The sequence below is a fragment of the uncultured Allofournierella sp. genome (genome assembly GCA_944382705.1).
Lineage (GTDB): Bacteria > Bacillota > Clostridia > Oscillospirales > Ruminococcaceae > Allofournierella.
Genome location: CALWNE010000016.1, coordinates 1 through 14,502, shown reverse-complemented (window position 1 = coordinate 14,502; position 14,502 = coordinate 1). Strand labels below are relative to the sequence as shown.

The window sequence follows — 14,502 nt, the reverse complement described above, 5'->3', positions numbered from 1 at the left end:
AGCCATTTTCCACCGAGAAAATGGCTGCTTTTTGCTGTTTGAAAAGGACTAGAAGGTTGCTTGTAGCTTTTGCCGGGGTGAGAGACAGGCTTTTTAAAAAACAGCTTACAGCAGAGGATTGCTTTGGCAAATATCCTGATTTTATAAATGCAATGGGCAATCGGCGGGCAAGGTTGAATTTTTGTTTGGTTCGGTGATAGAGTGTAGTATAATAAAGCTGCCGATAAATGCAATTTTGATGGAGAAGGCTAAAATGAGTGTATACTTTTATGGATGTGTGACCATGGACGGCTACCTTGCGGACAAGTCACATAATTTGGATTGGCTGTATCAGACAGGTACTATTGAAGAAACAGGGTATGATAGTTTTTATAAAACGATGGACATTACCATTATGGGCAAACGAACCTTTGCAGAGATAGAAAAAGCAGATAATGCAGCACCAATCTATCCAAGCACCAAAAACTATGTTTTCACACATTCTGATACGCTATCCCGCAAAGAATTCAGCCCAATTAAAGGGGATGTTGCAGAGTTTGTAAAAAAGATTGATACAAGCAAAAATATTTGGGTCATTGGTGGAAATACCATTTTATCTCCGTTGTTGGACCATAATCTGGTTGACCATATCATCCTGCAGATTGCGCCAGTGCTGTTGGGGCAAGGGATTCCTTTGTTCTCACAGAAAGAAGCCCTCAAGAGGTTTTATTTAAAAGAGGTAAACAAGTATGGACAGTTTGCAGAGCTTGTTTACACAAAAAACCAGGAATGCCCCATGGAATACCCCCCTGGCTTAGCAAGTAAAGATTTATAAAGAACGATATTTTTTTCAAAAGCTCTTATGGCGTTCTGGCTGAATTGACACCGCAGCATTCCTGCTGTGCTATCACAAACATAGTAAATGGATGATTTACCCTTGCTTCATAGCGTATGCGAAAGGAGGCAGCATTGGATGTCGGAAATCGTGATGGTAATAGACGATGAAAGAGAAATTGCAGATTTAATCGAGGTGTATTTAAAAAACGAAAACTACCAGGTACTAAAATATTATTCGCCCCAAGCTGCTTTGGCAGGTATGGGGGAATTTGAACCAGACTGTGCCATATTGGATGTGATGATGCCCGAAATGAGCGGATTTACGCTCTGCCAAAAAATTCGGGAAAACTATAACTTTCCCATCATTATGCTAACCGCAAAAGAGCAAGAAACGGATAAGCTCACCGGCCTGACTTTAGGGGCGGATGACTATCTTACCAAACCGTTCCGTCCATTGGAACTGCTGGCCAGGGTAAAGGCACAAATCAGACGCTACAAGCGCTATAATCTGCCAGCGGCCGAACAGACAGAGCAGGGCATTCTTTCGCACGCAGGCATTTTGATGAATACCAAAACACACGAATGCTATGTGAATGAACAAGCGGTTGTTTTAACACCTACGGAGTTTTCTATTTTGCAGATTCTTTTAGAAAATACCGGCAATGTAATCAGTGCGGAAGAACTGTTTCATAAAATCTGGAGGGATGAGTATTACAGCAAAAGAAATAATACCATTACTGTCCACATCCGCCATCTGCGAGAAAAACTAAAGGATTCGGCAGAACGTCCGAAATACATTAAAACAATTTGGGGAGTAGGATATAAAATTGAAAAATAAAAATACTTGCGACTATACTCGAATGCAGGTAAAGGCATTTTTGCAATTGTGTGCAGTGGCCGCCTATGTGGCCTTGGCGTTTGGGGTTGTTTTTGTGCTTCGGGACTGCGGTGTAGGCGCAAATCCATTGCTCTATTTTGGAACCATGCTGGTTTTGTTCTTATTGCTGCTGGTGCTTATGGTTGTTTTTTCCCAGAGCTATGTAAAAATGTTTCAGGAAATCGATGGGCAGCTGGAGGCTCTTTTGTCCGGCGGGTCCCAGGGGCAGCTGCCCCAAGGGCTGGCTTGTACCGAGCAAAAAATCCGAGAGCTGAATGAAGCAATGCAAAAACGAATCTTCCGAGAGCAGCTTGCAGAACAGCAGAAAAACGATCTTGTGATGTATCTGGCCCACGACATCCGCACGCCCCTTACCTCGATTATCGGCTATCTCAGCCTTCTTGACGAAGCACAGGATATGCCAAAAGCGCAGCGGGAAAAATATACACACATCACGCTGGAAAAAGCATACAAGCTGGAAAAAATGATCAACGAGTTCTTCGAAATTGCAAGGTATAGCTTACAGGAAATTCAGCTCAACAAGGAGGAAGTGGATCTTTGTTATATGCTGGTACAACTGACGGATGAGCTGCTGCCGGTGCTTGCCCAAAATGGAAACACCTCAGAAATTCAGATGGAACGAGAAGATCTTTTTGTTTATGCCGACCGGGAAAAGCTGGCGAGGATATTTAGCAATTTATTGAAGAATGCCGCAGCGTATAGTTATCCCCATACAAAAATTGTAATCTCTGCAAAAGAATGCGGCGAAACGGTGGAGATTGCATTCTGCAATCATGGCAAAACAATTCCGCCAGATGAATTGGCGAAATTATGTGACAAATTTTATAGGATAGACCAGGCAAGAGCTTCGGGCGTTGGCGGTGCTGGTCTTGGATTAGCCATTGCAAAAGAGATTGTTGAGTTACATGGGGGCACGCTTTGTGCGGAAAGTAAGAATGAAACCGTAACCATTCTTGTAACAATTCCGGCAGCAAAAAGCCACTCTTAGGATTTTCTTAGGATTTTATCAAGAGAAACTTAAAATAATAGCACCTGGTTTTCGGTACAATAAGAACGAAAGCCAGGTGCTATTTTTTTAAAGGAGAGCGTTGCATGGATCTTGTTACAATTTTTAATCAGTTGCTTCGGTGGGGTGGCTTTGCCCTGATAGGCGGCAGTGCATTTTTGCTGCTTGCGGCAGCAGGTTATTTTATTTATAAAAAGGTGCTGCACGGAAAAAAGGTTCTGACCAAACCGCAGGCAGTCAGCGTAGTTCTGCTGGGCTGCTGGATGTTCCTTGTGGTGGGGCTTACCTCTTTGAGCCGTGGCGCCAACTTTACCGGCTCGCTGAATCTGGATTTTTTGAGCGGCTACATCAATGCATGGAACAACTGGTCAATCAGTGAATTGCAGTTGATTCTGTTTAATATGCTAATGTTTGCTCCGCTGGGGTTTCTGCTGCCACTGCTGTGGAAAAAAGCGGAAAAATTTTGGGTCACATTGGCTATCTCGCTTACCCTAACCGCCTGCCTGGAAAGCGTTCAATTCTTAACTGGAACCGGCATCTTTGAGCTGGATGATTTGTTCCATAATCTGCTTGGCAGCCTTTTTGGGTACTTTTGCATCATGGCAATCCTCACGACAATTCGGGAAAAGGCGCTTCGCTTTGCACCAATGGCCAGGGTGCTGCTGATTCCCGGTGTCATTGGCTTGGGACTGGGAGCGGTGTTCTGTGTTTATAACCACCAGCCTTACGGCAATATGGATATTTTGCCGGCGGTGAAGCAGGATTTATCTGCCGTGGAGATTGTAACCCAATGCCAGCTGGGCGAACACAATGCAAGGGCCGCAGTTTATCGAAACAAATATGCGGAAGATAAAAACTACATCCAAACCGTTAAAACGGGATTAGCGCAGCTGGAACACCTGACCTTTTCAAAAGTTACCCGCAGGCAGGACGAAAATCTGGGCTACACAGGAACAAACAGCAACGGAACGGAGTTTCAGATTCTGTTTTTCTTCCGCACGGGAGAATGGCATTATACCACATTTGCCCAAACTGCGGCGCAGCTGAAGGAAGAAGAGGCCCGGCGGCTTGGCAACCGCTACGAAACCTGGATGAAAGAGCAAAATCTGCTTCCGGAAAACGCGGAATTTTCCGTTCAAAATGGAAACACCTTGCGGTGGGATGTTATTCCAAACGGGGATGTTTTGGCTGGTACCGAGGCATTTCAGCAGGGTTCGGTTATGATTCAGTTTGATGAAACGGGTGCTCTCAGTGATTTTTCCTACTTCGTGAATTGGAATGAGTATGTGGCAACAGAGGAAATCATTTCTGAAAGACAGGCCTATGAGCAGGTCCAGGCTGGGGATTTTGAGCAATATATTCCTTTTCAGCCAGGGGATACACTGTATATCAAACAGTGCCAGCTGGCCTACCTCTACGATACCAAGGGTTTTTATCAGCCGGTGTATGAGTTTAACGGCTATATTAACAGCAGCGAGAACAGTTGGGTTGCCCAGATTCCTGCGCTTTCCCATTAAATGTTGCTGACCAACAGATTTTATGGTTTTGACAGGTCTTATTCATAGAGAGCGGCCCTGATAAAACCAGAAGGATGTTAGAGGTTGTGGTGGATAAGATCCAGAATCACGGGGCCATCGCTATGAAAGGAAATAAGGGTTGCATCCATAGGGGTATCCAATAGGGCAGTTATCGTCCGCTCGCCATTGTTAACGAACAGTTCTACACAGTTTCCGTCCATCAGCAGCCGCAGGGTGAGTTTTCCTTCTTGCGGGGCAGCACTGATGTGACGAATATGGGGAATATCACGGCGGGTGCCGCAGCAGCTGCGATCAAAGATTACTACGGCCGCCGCTATCCCGCTGACCGGCTTAACAGCATACCAAGCAATCGTCGAAGAACTGGAGGCAAAGCCAGGAGAAACTGTCCTGATTCCCGGCGGCTCCGGCAGTTTTGGTCAGATGGCAGTTCCCATTGCAAAAGCGATGGGATTGGATGTCATCGTAACCGGCAACAGCCGGGCAAGAGAGCGGTTTTTGGAGATGGGCGCCTACCGATATATAGATTATAAGGAGGAAAATTACTGGGAGCAGTTGTCAGAAGTTGACCATATAATCGATACCCTGGGAGCGTCAGAGTTTTTGCATGAGCTTTCTGTTTTGAAACGAGGAGGGCGGCTGGTGAGTCTGCGAACCGGTCCCAACAAGGCTTTTGCAGAACGGGGGCAATTTTCTGGCCCCAAAAAACTGCTGTTTACTTTGGTGGGCAGCAAGTTTGACCGAGCCGCCCAAAAGCAGGGCAAGGAATATCGCTTTGTGTTTGTCCGCTCCGATGGCACCCAGCTCCAAAAAGTTACAGAAATTGTGGAAGCGCAGCAGATTAAGCCAGCCCTGCATACCCCGTTGTTTTCCCTTTCTCAAACTAATGAGGCATTGCAGCTCGTGGCAAAAGGAGCCCTCAATGGCAAAGTGATTATTCAGCTATAAAGTAGCAGGTGGGAGCTGAAACTATCGGTTTGCGCCGAAGCTTTGCAATGTTACCTTTGGGGATACTTGCATAGCACAGAGGGCGCGTGCGTTTGGCAAGGGGTCGGGATGTAATATTATTTCACTAGGTTTCAACACAGCTTTACTGAGAATTCTTAATAGCAGCCTGCGCCGCTGCCAGCCGGGCAATGGGTACCCGGAAGGGGGAGCAGGATACATAATCCAGGCCCAGCTTGTGGCAGAACTCCACGCTGCTGGGGTCGCCGCCATGCTCGCCGCAGATGCCAAGGCCCAAATCCGGCCGGGCACTGCGCCCCAGTGTAACGGCCAGTTCCATCAGCTTGCCCACACCTTTTTGGTCCAGATGAGCAAAGGGGTCCTGCTCGTAGATGCGGTGTTCATAGTAATAGGGAAGGAACTTGCCTGCATCGTCCCGGCTGAATCCAAAGGTCATCTGGGTTAGGTCGTTGGTGCCAAAACTAAAGAAGTCCGCATGAGCGGCAATCTCGTTGGCGGTGAGAGCCGCACGGGGGATTTCAATCATGGTGCCCACCTGATACTGCATTGACAGGCCCGAGGCTGCAATCAGCCGGTCGGCGGTGGCGGTTACAACATCCTTTACAAATTTAAGTTCTGTTGCTTCGCCCACCAGAGGAATCATGATATGGGGTACAATGGTCAGGCCGGTCTCCTTGCTTACCCGGATAGCAGCGTTGATAACAGCGGTGGTTTGCATTTGAGCAATTTCTGGATAGGAAACTGCCAGCCGGCAGCCACGGTGGCCCATCATGGGGTTAAATTCGTGCAGGTTGTTCACCACATCCCGCAGATGCTCCAGAGGGGTGTTCAGTTCCTTGGCCAATGCTTCCATATCCTGCTCGCTGGTGGGCAGGAATTCATGGAGCGGTGGGTCCAAAAAGCGGATGGTCATGGGCCGCTGCCCCAGCACCCGATACATGGCCTCGAAATCGCCTTGCTGGTAAGGCAGAATCTTGGCCAACGCCTTTTTGCGGTCCACCACATTTTCTGCCACAATCATTTCGCGCATAGCCTGGATTCGGTCTGCCTCAAAGAACATATGCTCGGTACGGCAAAGGCCGATCCCCTCTGCACCAAACTCGATGGCCTGGCGGGCGTCTCTGGGGTTATCGGCGTTGGCAAATACCCGCAAATGGCGCAAAGAGTCTGCCCAGTTCATAAAGCGGAGGAAATCACCGCCGATGGAGGCGGATACGGTGGCCAGCTTTTCGCCATAGATGCAGCCGGTAGCGCCATCCAGACTAATCCAGTCGCCCTTGCAGAAGGTTTTTCCCGCCAGGGTGAACTGCTGCTTTGCGTAGTCCACCGTGATGTCGCCGCAGCCGCTTACACAGCAGGTGCCCATGCCACGGGCCACTACGGCAGCGTGGCTGGTCATTCCGCCCCGCACGGTGAGAATGCCTTGGGCAACAGCCATACCCTCAATGTCCTCGGGGCTGGTTTCCAGCCGCACCAGAACAACCTTTGGCATCTGGCCGCTTTGTACCATCTGTTTGGCGTCCTGGGCTGTAAATACCACCTGACCGCAGGCAGCACCGGGGGAGGCGGCCAAGCCCTGGCCAATGCGGTCAGCCTGCTTCAGTGCTTGAGGGTCAAACTGGGGGTGCAGCAGATTATCCAGCTGTTTGGCGTCCACTCGGAGAATGGCTTCTTCCTTGGTAATCATGCCTTCGTCCACCATGTCTACCGCAATTTTTACAGCGGCGGCAGTGGTGCGCTTTCCGCTTCGGGTTTGCAGCATATACAGCTGGCCGTCCTCGATGGTGAACTCCATGTCCTGCATATCCCGGTAGTGGTTTTCCAGCTTGCGGGCAATTTGAGAAAACTGAGCATATACCTGGGGCATCTGATGCTCCAGTTCCGCCAGGGGCTTGGGGGTGCGGATGCCCGCTACCACATCTTCGCCCTGGGCGTTCATTAAATATTCGCCATACAGCACCCGCTCGCCGGTGGCCGGGTTGCGGGTGAAGGCTACACCGCTGCCGCTATTGGGGCCGCTGTTGCCGAACACCATCCGCTGCACATTGACTGCTGTACCCCATTCATAGGGGATTTCGTGCATCCGCCGGTACACATTGGCACGGGGGTTGTCCCAGCTGCGGAACACCGCCTTAATGGCTTCGGTCAGCTGCACTCTGGGGTCAGAGGGGAATTCGGTGTGGGTGTGGCTCTTGTACAGGCTCTTGAACTTGAACACCAGTTCCCGCAGGTCCTGTTCGTCTAGTTCGGTATCCAGGGTTACGCCCTTGGCCTGCTTAACCTGGTCGATGATGTCCTCAAATTCGTGGGTGGGAAGTTCCATCACCACATCGCTGAACATCTGCACAAACCGGCGGTAGCTGTCGTATACAAACCGGCCGTTGCCGGTGGAAGTAGCCAGGGCCTCCGCTACCTGGTCATTCATGCCCAGATTCAAGACGGTATCCAGCATACCGGGCATGGATTTTCGGGCACCGGAACGCACCGAAACCAGCAAAGGCGCAGTGGGACTGCCGAACTTTTTGCCGGTGAGTTCTTCCAGCTTGCCCACATAGTCGTAGATGTCGGCCAAAATTTCCGGGTTGATTTGGCGGCCATCCTGATAATATTGGGTACAGGCTTCGGTAGAGATGGTGAATCCTTGAGGCACCGGCAGGCCAATGTTGGTCATTTCGGCCAGGTTTGCGCCTTTGCCGCCCAAAATATCGACCATGTCCTTGTTGCCTTCGCTGAATAGGTAAATGTATCTCTTTTTGGTCACAATCTTCAACCTCCCTGGGGCACCGTGAAAGCGATGCCGAGTTCTTTAAACGGTGATTAAAGTATAGCACTATTTGTTAAAAAATTATAGTATGTTCATAGAAAGTTAAGATAAATATAATAATATTTAACAAATTAAAGAGGGCTGTTCTGTAAGCGGCTATGAATGTTTTTAAAAAGAGGACAGTCTGGCTGCTTAAAACCGAGGAGGCAAACCGGCTGCCCGGCAAAGAAAAGGCTGGCAGTACTGGCAACAGGATGCAGCCACAAATCGCTGAAAAGCCCAGTTTTTGCAGGCTCTCTAAAGAGATGTGGTGCCTTTTTAAGATGCACCAAGCCCGTGAAAAGGCAGCAGCCTGGCAGTTGCAAATACCACTGGTAAATTCAAAAGAATATGGTATACTAAAGCATAAAGTAAATTTTAGGGCAGCACCGCACAATTCGGGGCGAAAGGCTCAAGGGGTGTATGGCACCAAAATTTCCATGGTAGTTTTTCAAAATGCTCGCCAATCCAGCAAGGGCTGGCTGCACTTTTGAGTCCATCTCACGAAAAAATCCAGCAAGCTCCACCGCCTGGAATTGTACGGTGCTGCCTTAGAACTATTTTTGGGGGCAATGAATCGTTTGAACTAAAAAATAAACTTACAAAGGAGCGCAGAACAGTCATGGAACAGAAGATGATGGATACAATTGGTTTTGTGGCAATGCAGGACCCGGAGCTGGGTCAGGCAATGAACCGGGAATTAGAGCGCCAGCGCCGTAATCTGGAGCTGATTGCCAGCGAAAACATTGTAAGCCCGGCAGTGCTTGCTGCCATGGGTACTGTACTTACCAATAAGTATGCCGAAGGCTATCCCGGCCGCCGCTACTATGGTGGATGCAGCTGCGTGGATGAGGTGGAACAGATTGCCATCCGGCGTGCCTGTCAGCTTTTTAGTGCCAAATACGCCAATGTACAGCCCCATTCCGGCGCACAGGCTAATCTGGCGGTTTATTTTGCTCTGCTGGAAGTGGGAGATACTATTTTGGGCATGGATCTTTCGGCAGGTGGTCACCTTACCCATGGCAGCCCTGTGAACATGAGCGGTAAAAACTATAACATTGTATCCTATGGTGTAAACCAGGACGGCCGCATTGACTACGAGGCCCTGCGTCAGCAGGCACTGGAGGTTAAACCCAAGCTGCTGGTGGCGGGTGCATCGGCCTATGCACGGGAAATTCACTTTGACAAGATGGCCGAAATCGCTCGGGAGGCAGGGGCACTGTTTATGGTGGATATGGCTCACATTGCGGGGCTGGTGGCTGGCGGGGTGCACCAAAGCCCCATGCCCTATGCCGATGTGGTGACTACCACCACCCACAAGACCCTCCGTGGCCCCCGTGGCGGTCTGATTCTGACCAACAGCGAGGAGCTGGCCAAAAAGATTGATAAGGCAATCTTCCCTGGCACCCAGGGCGGCCCGCTGGAGCACATCATTGCCGCACAGGCGGTATGTTTTGCCGAGGCTCTGCGCCCCGAATTTGCCCAGTATGCCAAAAATGTAGTGGAAAATGCCCGGGTCCTGGCAGAACGGTTGATGGAGCGGGGCGTTAAGGTGGTAAGCGGCGGCACCGATAACCACCTGCTGCTGGTGGACCTTTCGGACGAAGAATGCACCGGCAAGGAACTGGAACAACGGCTGGATGAGGTGCGCATCACTGTAAACAAAAACACCGTGCCCGGCGAAAAGCGCAGCCCCTTTGTCACCAGCGGCGTGCGCATTGGTACACCGGCACTCACCACACGGGGGTTTGGCCCCGCAGAGATGCAGGTGGTGGCAGATTGCATTGCGGACTGCATCTTTGATTTTGAAGGTAAAAAGCACTCGGTGGAAGCCCGGGTCGAGCAGCTCACTCAGGCATTCCCCCTGTACGAATAACAAAATTGCGCTGCCGCTGCTTTCCTATGGCTGGGAGAGCAGCGGCAGTTCTCAGCAAAAGGAAAGGACCCGTTCATGGCATTGTTGAACTGCAAATTTAAAAGCCAGGCCCTTATGAGCCCTACCACCGTGAGAGTGTACCTGCCCACCGAGGGAGGGCAGGGCAGCAGGCAGGAACCCATTAAAGGGGTGTTTACCCTGCTGCATGGCTATACGAACGATGGGGATGACTGGATTCAGATGGTTCCGGTGGTGCGCTATGCACGGGAGAATAACCTGGCTTTGGTCATACCGGATGCAGCCAACTCCTTTTACCATGATACCGCCGCCCAGCAGGCTTACTACACCTGGCTAACCAAGGAGATGCCGGTCTGCCTGGCTCAGACGGTTGCCCTGCCCACTGAGCGGGAGCAGAATTTTGTTTGCGGCCTGTCCATGGGTGGATACGGCGCACTGCTGCTGGGCCTGAGCCAGCCAGAACGGTATGCAGGCTGTGCCAGCTTTTCGGGTGCAGTGGCAGTACACCGTATGCTGGAGCAAAGCGAGAACCCACTGGTTCGTTTTGCCTTTGAGCCGGTATATGGCCCGGCACTGGAGCTGCCCCCGGAACGGGACTTGTTCCACCTGGCGCGCCGGGCGGCAGAGCTGCCAAAAGAGCAGCAACCCAAAATTCTGTGCACCACCGGCAGGCAGGACCATGAGCCCTATTACATCTACCAGCAGAACCAGGAATTTCGTGCTGCGGCCCATGCATTGGGGCTGGACTATACCTATATGGAGTGGGATGGCGGCCATGACTGGGCTGTTTGGGACAGAAGCCTGGTGTATGCCATGGATTTGTTTGTAAGCCCAGGGTATGCAAACCGGGTGCTGGGAGCCTGGGACTGCCCGGTCTACCGGGAAGGGGGCAGAAGATAATGCAGCAGCCATTGGCACAGCAACTGCGCCCCCAATCGTTGGATCAGGTTTGTGGCCAGCAGCATCTGCTGGGAAAGGACTGCGTATTTCGGCGCACCATCGAAAGTGGCCGGATTCCCAACATGATTTTTTACGGACCTTCCGGCGTTGGCAAAACTACAGTAGCCCGCATTTTGGCCGAAAACAGCGGAATGCGGCTGCACAAACTGAACGGCACGTCTGCCTCCACCAGTGACATCAAGGCAGTTCTGGCGGAAATTGGCACATTGGCCAGCACATCCGGCATTCTGCTATACCTGGATGAGATTCAATATCTGAACAAAAAACAGCAGCAGAGTTTGCTGGAGTGCATTGAGGAGGGCTCGGTTACCTTAATTGCCTCCACCACCGAAAACCCCTATTTTTATATCTACAATGCGCTGTTAAGCCGCTGCACGGTGTTTGAGTTCAAACCCCTTACTTCCAAAGATGTGGAACAGGGGCTGTGCAATGCCATGGCGGCTCTCAACGAGCAGGGGACTGCTCCGTTGGAGATGCTGCCGGAGGCTCAGCAGTATCTGGCCGATGCCTGCGGCGGTGATATGCGCAAGGCGCTGGGCTGCCTGGAGTTTGCTGCCAATGCGGCTGTTTCGGACCAGGATGGAGTGCGCCGCATCACGCTGGAAATGATTCAGCAGGTGGCCCGCCGCACCGCTATGCGGTACGACCGGGAAGGGGACGACCACTACGACATTGTATCGGCTTTTCAAAAATCCATGCGCGGCTCCGACCCGGATGCAGCTCTGCACTATTTGGCCCGCTTGCTGGAAGCAGGGGACCTGGTAAGTGCCTGCCGCCGGCTGATGGTTTGCGCCTGCGAGGATGTGGGCCTGGCTTACCCACAAATTATTCCCATTGTAAAAGCAGCGGTGGATGCCGCCAATATGCTGGGCTTGCCGGAGGCTCGCATTCCTCTGGCAGATGCGGTGGTGTTGGTGGCCACCAGCCCCAAATCCAACACGGCCTATATGGGCATTAACCAGGCCATGGCGGATTTGCGCAGAGGCCGCAGTGGCCCCATTCCCCGCCAGCTGCAAAACAAACACTTTGATGGGGAAGACGCAAAGGTAAAGGGGCAGCACTACCTGTATGCCCACGATTATCCCGGCGGCTGGGTAAAGCAGCAATACCTGCCGGACGCTCTGCAGGGAGTAACCTATTACCACTACGGTGCCAATAAGAATGAACAGGCTGCAAAAGCCTATTGGGATAAGATAAAGGGAGAATAAGGCCAAGATAGCTTGCGACGGCGCCCTGTAAACTGGAGAAATTCGGGCAAACCACTGGGAAAAATTGCAGAAAGTGTTGACAAAGTCAATCGTTAGAACTACTATAAGGGTAGGATTGTATTGGTTTGTGACGCACAGGGGTGCAGTTGATGCAATTGTGGGCGCAAACAAAGGCTAGAGCAATGCTCGATTGGTTAAGTTAAGGAGATAGGACTATGCGTTATTCCCGGCAGAGAGAGTTGGTGCTGCGCCAGGTGCAAAACCGTTGCGACCATCCTACCGCTGACGATATATATCTTGCTATTCGGGATGACTGCCCGGGCTTGAGCTTAGGCACGGTGTATCGTAATTTGAATAGCCTGGTTGACATGGGCCGTATGCGCCGGGTTTCTATTCCTGGCATGGCCGACAGGTTTGACCGTACCCTGGATGATCACGACCATCTGTACTGCACTCAGTGCGGTAAAGTGGAGGATGTATTTTTGGATAAGTCTGGTGTGGATGCAATGCTCCTGGGCTGTCCGGATGTTTGCGTAAGCCATTACTCGCTCAATCTCTATGGCTTGTGCAGCAAGTGCAGAGAGACACACAAAAACTAAACGATAAAAAAGGCACAGGCCCGCTCTTGCACGAGGGGTCTGTGCCTTTTGCTTTTTATGGATGAGGCCGTTGAGAGGAATGGTCAACGGAACCATTGGGAACACCAGCGGGCGGGGTGCTTGCCACATTCTCCACAGTGGAAGAAACCGCTGTGTGCTGCATACTCTGGCTGGTTGCAGGTACAACCACTGTATAAGCGGTTCGGGTAAGCCACCCGGAAAGGAGCCAAATAACCGTAAAAACGGTAATGCCGCATAGCGATGCTGCCAAAAGTCTGGATTTTATGCCCATTGCAATTGCCTCCTTGCCGAATGATGTATGTTGTTGTCAATTTGTCAATATAAGTATAAGCCCTTTTGGAGTGCAGTGCAAGGTTTGCAGCAAAAAAGATTTGACAAGTGGAGAAGGGTCTGTTATAATTCAAAAAGATTCATGCGGATTTAGTTCAATTGGTAGAGCACCAGCTTCCCAAGCTGGGTGTTGCGGGTTCGAGTCCCGTAATCCGCTCCACTAAAGAAGGTAGCTTTGCAGAGATGCAAAGCTGCCTTCTTTGTGTTATGCCAAAGGCTGGAGCAACAATTACCTATAAGGCAATGGTGAACGGATGGGTGCTCAAGGGGTGCAAGTTTCGTGGGTTTTAGATTGCTGCATAAAGATTGAAAGGCATCCTGCCTTTATGAGGGGTTAACGCTTACCACTGCAATTACAGATGATTACCCACCCGGTAAAAGGATTGCAGCAAGATGGAAAACAGGGTTCTGATGAACCACAGAAAAATTCATGAATTTTTTGGATGAGATAAAAAAAGTGTAGTTCGTTCAAAAACAATGGTTGATTTGATTGTGGAAATTGACTAATAAGAAAGAATAAACAAATAAAAAATAGAGATTTTTACAATTTTGCAAGAATATTTTGTGCGAAATCAATTAAAAAAGTAACAATAAAAAGAAAAGATGAAAAGCCTATCCAAGAGCAACAAATGATTTAGTCAATTATTGTTTTGGATGATTTACAACAAAAATCTATACAATAAAAAGAATGAGCCTGACTTTTAACCATGAAAAACTTGAAATTGCCAAACTTAAAATTAGATCGATTGCAATAAATGGAATCAATAATCCATAAAAGAAGATGTGCCGTAAAAAGTTACAAAAGGCAGGCAAAAATTAAGAAAATAGGCCAGAACATTGTTTGCAATTTTTGCCAAAAAGTGATAAAGTTTAAACAAAGCTTAAAATACACGGCTTAGCATTTCGTAGTTATTCTATGAATTTGCTGGGGAAAGCTATCCGGGCTGTTACCGATGTTGGGCTTTGTGCAAGGGTATCAGTCTCACCGGTGGATAGTTGAATGGTAAGGAGAGATTGCATTTATGAGGCACAAAAATCGCAGTAACTTCCCTAAAATCCATTTCAAGAATAAGCGCCTGCTGGCCTGTGTGCTGGCTGTCAGCATGATTTTTTCCAATCTGCCCGTGAGTGCAGTTGAATCCGTAGCCGATGCCAGCTCGTCCAGCACACAAGTGGCACAGGTTGGCGAGTCTTCCAGCGTAGCAATTGGCAATGGAGATTCCTCGCTGCCCACCAGCAGCGAAACGCCCGGAGAGGGCAGCACCCAGCCCACCGGCAGCGCAACGCCCAGTGACGACGACACCCAGCCCACCGACAGCGCAACGCCCGGAGAGGACGACACCCAGCCCACCGGCAGCGCAACGCCCGGAGAGGCGGACCCGGAGACCGGCGGTAGAGCAGCGCACGAAGAAGAAGAAAAGCAGGCTAGAGCGGAAGAACCGACCTCTGAACTCCAGTCACGATCA

General features: G+C 50.2%; 14 protein-coding genes and 1 tRNA gene. 12 read left to right on the top strand and 3 right to left on the bottom strand.

Annotation, left to right across the window (positions count from 1 at the left end):
- The first annotated feature begins 283 nt into the window (after window positions 1-283).
- The 4 genes from ACH2EM_RS02250 to ACH2EM_RS02235 all read left to right on the top strand — a co-directional run bounded on the left by ACH2EM_RS02250 (window position 284) and on the right by ACH2EM_RS02235 (window position 4,237).
- On the top strand, window positions 284-814 hold the full coding sequence (locus tag ACH2EM_RS02250; protein WP_395150433.1) for a dihydrofolate reductase family protein: 531 nt from the start codon (window positions 284-286) through the stop codon (window positions 812-814).
- A gap of 138 nt (window positions 815-952) precedes the next feature.
- Window positions 953-1,654 (top strand): VanR-ABDEGLN family response regulator transcription factor, encoded by a 702-nt coding sequence (gene vanR / locus ACH2EM_RS02245; RefSeq protein WP_395150432.1) that lies wholly within the window; start codon window positions 953-955, stop codon window positions 1,652-1,654.
- Complete coding sequence (locus tag ACH2EM_RS02240) at window positions 1,644-2,702, top strand: sensor histidine kinase (RefSeq protein WP_395150431.1); 1,059 nt, start codon at window positions 1,644-1,646, stop codon at window positions 2,700-2,702. The genes vanR and ACH2EM_RS02240 overlap by 11 nt, the downstream gene beginning before the upstream one ends.
- Window positions 2,703-2,806: 104 nt before the next feature.
- Window positions 2,807-4,237, top strand: coding sequence for a VanZ family protein (locus ACH2EM_RS02235; protein WP_395150430.1), 1,431 nt, complete (start codon window positions 2,807-2,809; stop codon window positions 4,235-4,237).
- Window positions 4,238-4,314: 77 nt separating this feature from the next.
- On the opposite strand, the gene ACH2EM_RS02230 is transcribed toward ACH2EM_RS02235, so the two are convergent.
- Window positions 4,315-4,503, bottom strand: a complete 189-nt coding sequence (locus ACH2EM_RS02230) for a GH32 C-terminal domain-containing protein (RefSeq protein WP_395150515.1) — start codon at window positions 4,501-4,503, stop codon at window positions 4,315-4,317.
- A gap of 28 nt (window positions 4,504-4,531) precedes the next feature.
- Between ACH2EM_RS02230 and ACH2EM_RS02225 the strand changes: the two genes are divergently transcribed.
- Window positions 4,532-5,203: a zinc-binding dehydrogenase gene (locus ACH2EM_RS02225; RefSeq protein WP_395150429.1), complete on the top strand. Its 672-nt coding sequence runs from the start codon at window positions 4,532-4,534 to the stop codon at window positions 5,201-5,203.
- 142 nt (window positions 5,204-5,345) lie between these two features.
- Here the strand turns inward: ACH2EM_RS02225 and ppdK are convergent, their stop codons facing one another.
- Entirely contained in the window at window positions 5,346-7,985 is a 2,640-nt protein-coding gene (ppdK, locus tag ACH2EM_RS02220) for a pyruvate, phosphate dikinase (protein WP_395150514.1), read from the bottom strand.
- Between the two features lie 158 nt (window positions 7,986-8,143).
- Between ppdK and ACH2EM_RS02215 the strand changes: the two genes are divergently transcribed.
- The 5 genes from ACH2EM_RS02215 to ACH2EM_RS02195 all read left to right on the top strand — a co-directional run bounded on the left by ACH2EM_RS02215 (window position 8,144) and on the right by ACH2EM_RS02195 (window position 12,685).
- Complete coding sequence (locus ACH2EM_RS02215; protein ID WP_395150428.1) at window positions 8,144-8,518, top strand: hypothetical protein; 375 nt, start codon at window positions 8,144-8,146, stop codon at window positions 8,516-8,518.
- A gap of 128 nt (window positions 8,519-8,646) precedes the next feature.
- Window positions 8,647-9,900 (top strand): serine hydroxymethyltransferase, encoded by a 1,254-nt coding sequence (glyA, locus tag ACH2EM_RS02210; protein ID WP_395150427.1) that lies wholly within the window; start codon window positions 8,647-8,649, stop codon window positions 9,898-9,900.
- 75 nt (window positions 9,901-9,975) lie between these two features.
- Entirely contained in the window at window positions 9,976-10,818 is an 843-nt protein-coding gene (locus tag ACH2EM_RS02205; protein ID WP_395150426.1) for an alpha/beta hydrolase, read from the top strand.
- A complete protein-coding gene (locus ACH2EM_RS02200) occupies window positions 10,818-12,086 on the top strand; it encodes a replication-associated recombination protein A (RefSeq protein ID WP_395150424.1) in 1,269 nt (422 codons plus the stop codon). Before ACH2EM_RS02205 ends, ACH2EM_RS02200 begins: the two co-directional genes overlap by 1 nt.
- Window positions 12,087-12,301: 215 nt before the next feature.
- Entirely contained in the window at window positions 12,302-12,685 is a 384-nt protein-coding gene (locus ACH2EM_RS02195; protein ID WP_395150423.1) for a transcriptional repressor, read from the top strand.
- Window positions 12,686-12,740: 55 nt separating this feature from the next.
- Here ACH2EM_RS02195 and ACH2EM_RS02190 read toward each other — a convergent pair whose 3' ends face one another.
- Window positions 12,741-12,977 (bottom strand): hypothetical protein, encoded by a 237-nt coding sequence (locus ACH2EM_RS02190; RefSeq protein ID WP_395150422.1) that lies wholly within the window; start codon window positions 12,975-12,977, stop codon window positions 12,741-12,743.
- 143 nt (window positions 12,978-13,120) lie between these two features.
- Here ACH2EM_RS02190 and ACH2EM_RS02185 point away from each other — a divergent pair.
- A tRNA-Gly gene (locus tag ACH2EM_RS02185) sits at window positions 13,121-13,196 on the top strand.
- A gap of 862 nt (window positions 13,197-14,058) precedes the next feature.
- A partial coding sequence (locus ACH2EM_RS02180; RefSeq protein WP_395150421.1) for a hypothetical protein occupies window positions 14,059-14,502 on the top strand: 444 nt, incomplete at its 3' end.

Coding starts and splice junctions, on each gene's coding strand:
- ACH2EM_RS02250 (WP_395150433.1), top strand. CDS start 284: ATGGACGGCTACCTTGCGGACAAGTCACATAATTTGGATTGGCTGTAT.
- vanR (WP_395150432.1), top strand. CDS start 953: ATGTCGGAAATCGTGATGGTAATAGACGATGAAAGAGAAATTGCAGAT.
- ACH2EM_RS02235 (WP_395150430.1), top strand. CDS start 2,807: ATGGATCTTGTTACAATTTTTAATCAGTTGCTTCGGTGGGGTGGCTTT.
- ACH2EM_RS02215 (WP_395150428.1), top strand. CDS start 8,144: ATGAATGTTTTTAAAAAGAGGACAGTCTGGCTGCTTAAAACCGAGGAG.
- glyA (WP_395150427.1), top strand. CDS start 8,647: ATGGAACAGAAGATGATGGATACAATTGGTTTTGTGGCAATGCAGGAC.
- ACH2EM_RS02205 (WP_395150426.1), top strand. CDS start 9,976: ATGGCATTGTTGAACTGCAAATTTAAAAGCCAGGCCCTTATGAGCCCT.
- ACH2EM_RS02200 (WP_395150424.1), top strand. CDS start 10,818: ATGCAGCAGCCATTGGCACAGCAACTGCGCCCCCAATCGTTGGATCAG.
- ACH2EM_RS02195 (WP_395150423.1), top strand. CDS start 12,302: ATGCGTTATTCCCGGCAGAGAGAGTTGGTGCTGCGCCAGGTGCAAAAC.
- ACH2EM_RS02190 (WP_395150422.1), bottom strand. CDS start 12,977: ATGGGCATAAAATCCAGACTTTTGGCAGCATCGCTATGCGGCATTACC.